This window comes from Candidatus Nanoarchaeia archaeon (assembly GCA_035290625.1).
GTDB lineage: Archaea > Nanobdellota > Nanobdellia > Woesearchaeales > DATDTY01 > DATDTY01.
Map to the genome: position 1 here is coordinate 1 of DATDTY010000047.1, position 4,911 is coordinate 4,911.

Sequence of the window (4,911 nt, forward strand, 5' to 3'; positions counted from 1 at the left end):
TTATTAAATTATAATACAATAATCTCAAACGAAACAACAAGAACAGAAAGCTATATCTGCTCCATAACCCCAAACGACGGAGAAGAAGATGGAACAACCTTAAATTCAACGTCATTAATAATAAGAAATCAGCCGCCAACCGTTTTCAGTTTATTAAATCCAATCAATGCCCCTATCTTGGGTACTTTGCCAGAACTCAACTGGACTTTCTGTGGCGTATAACCAAAACACTTAAATATGTGTGGCGTATAACTCTGCTGCATGGTGTTCGAAAGGAAAATTAGGGTAAAAGGCAGAACCTATTGGATATTGGAGCACACCCTGCGAAAAGGGAAAAAATATACGAAAAAGTCAAAGTATATAGGCAAATCCCTACCCTCAAGACAGAAGCTGGACAAGTTAAAAAAGGATTTTCTTCGGGAGATGCAGAGGCCAGGATGCAAATACCTTTCCGGAGAAGACATCAAAAATATAGAGGAAAAAAAGGCAGAATATAGGAATGAAATCAGAAAATTAAGCCAGTTAGAGAAAGAAAAACGCTTAAAGGAATTCATCATCAGGTTTACATATGACAGCACCAAACTGTCGGGCGTTAGAATAACCTTAAGGCAGACTTCCTTGATTCTGAAAGAGGGTATTATTCCGAAAAACATCAAAAGCCTGAGGACAGTAAAGGAACTGGAAAACCATGAAAAAGGAATCCTTGCAATAACGAATTACAGAGGAAGCCTGAATCTGAAATTCATTAAAATGCTCCATAAGATCTTATTTGCAGGAATTGACGATACAATCGCAGGAAAATTAAGGAGTGAACTGAAAAGGGATGTAAAGGTAGCCGGCACTTCTTATGTTCCTCCGAAATGGCATGAAATCAGGAAGGAAATGGATAATTTCATTAAATGGCATAAAGCTGAGAAAAAAACACTCCATCCGTTGGAATTAGCTTCACTGGTCCATGCAAAGCTCATCTCCATGCAGCCTTTTGTGGACGGCAACAGCAGATTATCCCGGCTGCTTATGAACTGGATACTATGGAAGAGAAACTATCCGCTTGTGGACATCCCGATAGAAGACCTGGAGAAGTATTACGATGTTTTGGACAAGTATCAGATCGAGAGGGATGAAATGCCGTTTATTGGGTACATAAAGAGGAAATATCTTGGCACCAATTGAGCCGTTGTGGCGTATAACCGCAAGTAAAAAATATATGTGGCGTATAACAAAAATTAATGCATCAAATAATTGTCCTTGCTCAAAAAAGCCGCCCGCATTCCCAAACCTTTTAATACCTCTGTGTGAACTACGGCTTCATGAAAAAAGGAATATCAGGTCTTGAGCTCTACCTCCTCAGGCAGGAGCTCCAGGTACTCGAAGCAGCCCGCCTTGATAAGATCATCATGCCGGGTTATGACGAACTCGTCCTCATCTTCTTCAAAAAAGGCAAGCATTTCCTGCGGATACATCCCCCAAGCTTTATCTGCATCTCGGAGAGCAGGCGAAAAGGCATGGAATCGCCTGTGCCTTTTGTAAACACGCTGCGAAAGCATCTTGACCACGCAAGGCTCACAAAGATCATCCAGGATCATTTTGAGCGAATCCTTGAATTCCAGTTCTCAAAGCAAGGCGAGTCCTTTTTCCTTTACATTGAGCTCTTCAGCAAGGGCAACATCATCCTCTGTGATTCCAACAAGGTCATCCTCGCCATTATGAAATCCCAGGCATGGAAGGACAGGCTGCTGAAGCCGAGGGAGACGTACAAGGCGCCGCCGCCGACAGGCAGCCTCCAGGATTTTACTGTTTCTTCCCTCAACGCAGCGCTCAAGGATATGAGCCTTGGAAAATTCCTTGCAGTCAAGCTGGGCTTTGGAAACCTCTATTCAGATGAGCTATGTCTGATGGCCAGGTTAGAAAAAGATGCGCAGAAGATAACTTCAGCTCAATACTCCTGCATACAAGAAGCCGTGAACACCCTCACCTCAAGGCCTGTTGCAGCAAAGCTCGTCCTTCCGGAGCAGGAAATCATACCTTACGATTTACTAACCTTCAAAGAATCAGAGAAAACCGCCTTTGCCTCATTTTCAGATGCCATAGACAGGAATTGGCAGCCTGAAGCTGTAAAAGATACGCACAAGGAAAAGCTCCAGCGCATCCAGGAAAACCAGAGAGAAAGCATCCAAAGGCTTCAACAGGAAGAAACAGACAGCATGCGTGCCGCTGAACTCCTCTACGAAAACTATGCAGAGATCTCTTCCCTGCTTTCAGATATTGCAAAAGCAGCGAAGGATAAGAACGTGGCTCTCCTCAGGAAGAAACTCAAGAAATGCATCATTGATGAAAAAAACCGCGCAGTCACCGTCGATATTTCCACTGTTCAATCTTCCGCGAAAGAATGACTAAGGGATCAGCTTTCCTCAGCCTGCGAGCCATTGCAGGAGTAAGAATTCTGTGATGCCTGCACTCGACAAGGTACTCAGGGATATACCAAACATCCTCCTCGGCAGTCATCCATCCCTGCCTATCAAACCGGGAAAGATTAACAGGCCTGGAAAAGGATCTGAGGTTTAATGTTCCTTCATCATTCGTGTACTCCGGAAAGTAGGACATGACAAGCTCCCGGATGCTTCTATACACAGGGTCGCGATACCTCAGAATAGCATGGTTTGTCTTGCTGATCGCCCCCCAACAGCCATGCTGCTTAAACACAGCGATCACATGATCATCGTCATGGGAATCTGCCTCCAAATCGACAATCAGAGGAGCGTACCCATTCATCCTCAATGCAGCAGCAGCAAGCAAGGCGCCTTCAATGCACTGGCATCTCCATTCCCTCAACACCCTCCTTGGAGAAAAGCAGGTGTCTCCGTTCTTCTCAAAATTAATCGGAATCGTCTCAAGAAAGTCCTGGATCTTTTTGGGAGTCTTTAATGATCTGAAGATTCCGAGCTCTTTTTCAGTAAAGCCGAACATATCTTTATTGTAGGAAAATCTCTATATAAGGTTTATGGACAACATTATTTTTACAGACAAGGTGTGCATACTCCAAGATTGAGACAGAAAACGATTCTTTAGAATTCAATCCCACGAATAACAAAAAGGGAAAAGCCTTGCCTTTATTTATTATTCTACAATAGTACCAAAACACTAAAGCTTTTATAGTCTTAGCGATTATCAATCTGGATGAATGATTCTGATGCTAAGGTTCTGCATGGCGACGGGGTTATACCCTACCAAGGAATCAAATTGCTTAATAACGGCGGTTCTATCAAGAGACGCGACAAACGCGCTATTAACTTCTCTAACATATCCTCAGCAAGCCTGGACCTTACCTGCTCAAACGAAATAAACGAAATATCATCTTCCTTTCTTCCAAGTAGCAATATCTCGGAAATAGAAGAATTAATAAAAAAATTTAAGTGCGGCGAAGATGTGAAAACAACAGACGAAGGCGTTTTATTGAAGAAAGACCATACATATATAATCAAATTGAATGAGAGATTAGAACTCCCTCCCAATTTACGGGCAAAAGCAAATCCAAAAAGCTCTACCGGAAGACTTGATATCCTTGTTAGATTGCTGACAGAGGGGTATCCAAGATACGACGACGTTTCGTATGGTTACAGGGGAGATCTCTATCTTGAAGTGACCCCTCTTTCCTTCCCTATATTTGTGAAGGAAGACTACTCTTTAAACCAGATAAGATTTATGAGCATAAATCCTAAAACATTAAATGATAATGAACTGAGTATAGGGCATTTTAAACATCGGTTTGTTTTTTTAGAAGACGAGCCAATTACCCCAAACATACATGAAAATGGCATTTTGATCGGAGTCGGTTTAAAGGAGTTTAAGAAAAATTATTCTCTCATCAGCTACAAAGCGAAAGAAGGTATTGACAAACCTATCGATCTCAGAAAGGAAGACGAATATCACATAACGGATTACTGGGAAATAAAGCATGTATCAGATCTAATCGATGGTGAAAGATTGAAATTAGAAAAAGGCGGGTTTTATCTGCTTTGTACAAAACAAAGAATAGCAGTCCCAACAACATTTGCTGCCGAGATGCTCCCTTATGATGTCGGCAACGGGGAGTTCAGAATCCATTACGCTGGCTTCTTCGACAGCGGGTTTGGTTATAATCATGAAAACATTGCAGAAGGAGGGCATGCAATACTCGAAATTAGAGTGAGAGATATCCCTATAATCATAAAAGACGGACAGCCATTATGCAAATTCATCTTCTCTCCTTTAACAGAAGAAACAGAGATGCCGTATGCCACGAAAGGGCAATATTCTTCTCAATTAGGGCCAACCCTACCTAAATGCTTTAAAAAAGAGAAGACGACCCTACCAACCTAAAGAACCAACACAACTGCCCTGATAACATTACTAAGAATCCAAAAACTTTCCCCAATTCTTTGCGTTGTTTGATGACCTAGGAGTCATCCATGAAATTAATGCTCTCATCCCTATACTTGTCATAGTGATCGCTGCAGACTTTCCTTCCGTTCCAGTCCTTCACAGCTGGAGCCCTGCATCCAGGCTCTTGGCATTCCATGTGCGTAGAGAGCCGAACTGCCTATATAAAATTTGTGGAAGAAGCTTCCCTGAAAATGGCGTTGCCGTCAATTCGTGAGGCTCTTATATGCTAAGATTCCAAACCGACAAGGGGGTCGTCCCATCCGGGGATATGTCGGTTATCCCTATCACTTTCGCAGCCGAGCCCGATGGCAACCTCGAAGAGATTTTCAGGGAAGCCGGAAGAGTATCCAGCACCCTCTGGGCAACCACGCGTGAGATACTTAAACTAAACCCTCTTCATAACACTACTCTAAAAACCTCAAGAACTTTAAAAAAATAAAAAAAAGAGCTTGTGTTCCCATCGAAATAAAAAGTGGGACAGCTATCCTG

Annotated in this window: 7 protein-coding genes; 5 read left to right on the forward strand and 2 right to left on the reverse strand. The window is 42.5% G+C overall.

The window, feature by feature from the left end; genetic code table 11:
* The 3 genes from VJB08_04310 to VJB08_04320 form a co-directional block, all read left to right on the forward strand.
* Positions 1-222 (forward strand): hypothetical protein (locus VJB08_04310; protein ID HLD43181.1); only part of this gene is annotated, 222 nt, incomplete at its 5' end.
* A 39-nt stretch (positions 223-261) separates the two neighbouring features.
* Positions 262-1,173 carry a Fic family protein gene (locus tag VJB08_04315; GenBank protein HLD43182.1) on the forward strand — a complete coding sequence of 304 codons (912 nt, stop codon included), beginning with the start codon at positions 262-264 and terminating at the stop codon, positions 1,171-1,173.
* A gap of 137 nt (positions 1,174-1,310) precedes the next feature.
* Positions 1,311-2,393 (forward strand): NFACT family protein, encoded by a 1,083-nt coding sequence (locus VJB08_04320; protein ID HLD43183.1) that lies wholly within the window; start codon positions 1,311-1,313, stop codon positions 2,391-2,393.
* Here VJB08_04320 and VJB08_04325 read toward each other — a convergent pair.
* Positions 2,350-2,967 (reverse strand): hypothetical protein, encoded by a 618-nt coding sequence (locus tag VJB08_04325; GenBank protein HLD43184.1) that lies wholly within the window; start codon positions 2,965-2,967, stop codon positions 2,350-2,352. The genes VJB08_04320 and VJB08_04325 overlap by 44 nt on opposite strands.
* Positions 2,968-3,177: 210 nt before the next feature.
* Here VJB08_04325 and VJB08_04330 point away from each other — a divergent pair, with 210 nt between their 5' ends.
* Complete coding sequence (locus VJB08_04330) at positions 3,178-4,359, forward strand: 2'-deoxycytidine 5'-triphosphate deaminase (GenBank protein ID HLD43185.1); 1,182 nt, start codon at positions 3,178-3,180, stop codon at positions 4,357-4,359.
* A 76-nt stretch (positions 4,360-4,435) separates the two neighbouring features.
* Here the strand turns inward: VJB08_04330 and VJB08_04335 are convergent, their stop codons facing one another.
* Entirely contained in the window at positions 4,436-4,558 is a 123-nt protein-coding gene (locus VJB08_04335; GenBank protein HLD43186.1) for a hypothetical protein, read from the reverse strand.
* Between the two features lie 87 nt (positions 4,559-4,645).
* On the opposite strand from VJB08_04335, the gene VJB08_04340 reads away from it, so the two are divergent.
* Complete coding sequence (locus VJB08_04340; GenBank protein HLD43187.1) at positions 4,646-4,861, forward strand: hypothetical protein; 216 nt, start codon at positions 4,646-4,648, stop codon at positions 4,859-4,861.
* The last annotated feature ends 50 nt before the right edge of the window (positions 4,862-4,911 follow it).

What these genes read in the sequence shown, in the direction of transcription:
- VJB08_04335 (HLD43186.1), bottom strand. Translation starts at nt 4,558, where the DNA reads ATGGAATGCCAAGAGCCTGGATGCAGGGCTCCAGCTGTGAAGGACTGG.
- VJB08_04315 (HLD43182.1), top strand. Translation starts at nt 262, where the DNA reads ATGGTGTTCGAAAGGAAAATTAGGGTAAAAGGCAGAACCTATTGGATA.
- VJB08_04320 (HLD43183.1), top strand. Translation starts at nt 1,311, where the DNA reads ATGAAAAAAGGAATATCAGGTCTTGAGCTCTACCTCCTCAGGCAGGAG.
- VJB08_04330 (HLD43185.1), top strand. Translation starts at nt 3,178, where the DNA reads ATGAATGATTCTGATGCTAAGGTTCTGCATGGCGACGGGGTTATACCC.
- VJB08_04340 (HLD43187.1), top strand. Translation starts at nt 4,646, where the DNA reads ATGCTAAGATTCCAAACCGACAAGGGGGTCGTCCCATCCGGGGATATG.
- VJB08_04325 (HLD43184.1), bottom strand. Translation starts at nt 2,967, where the DNA reads ATGTTCGGCTTTACTGAAAAAGAGCTCGGAATCTTCAGATCATTAAAG.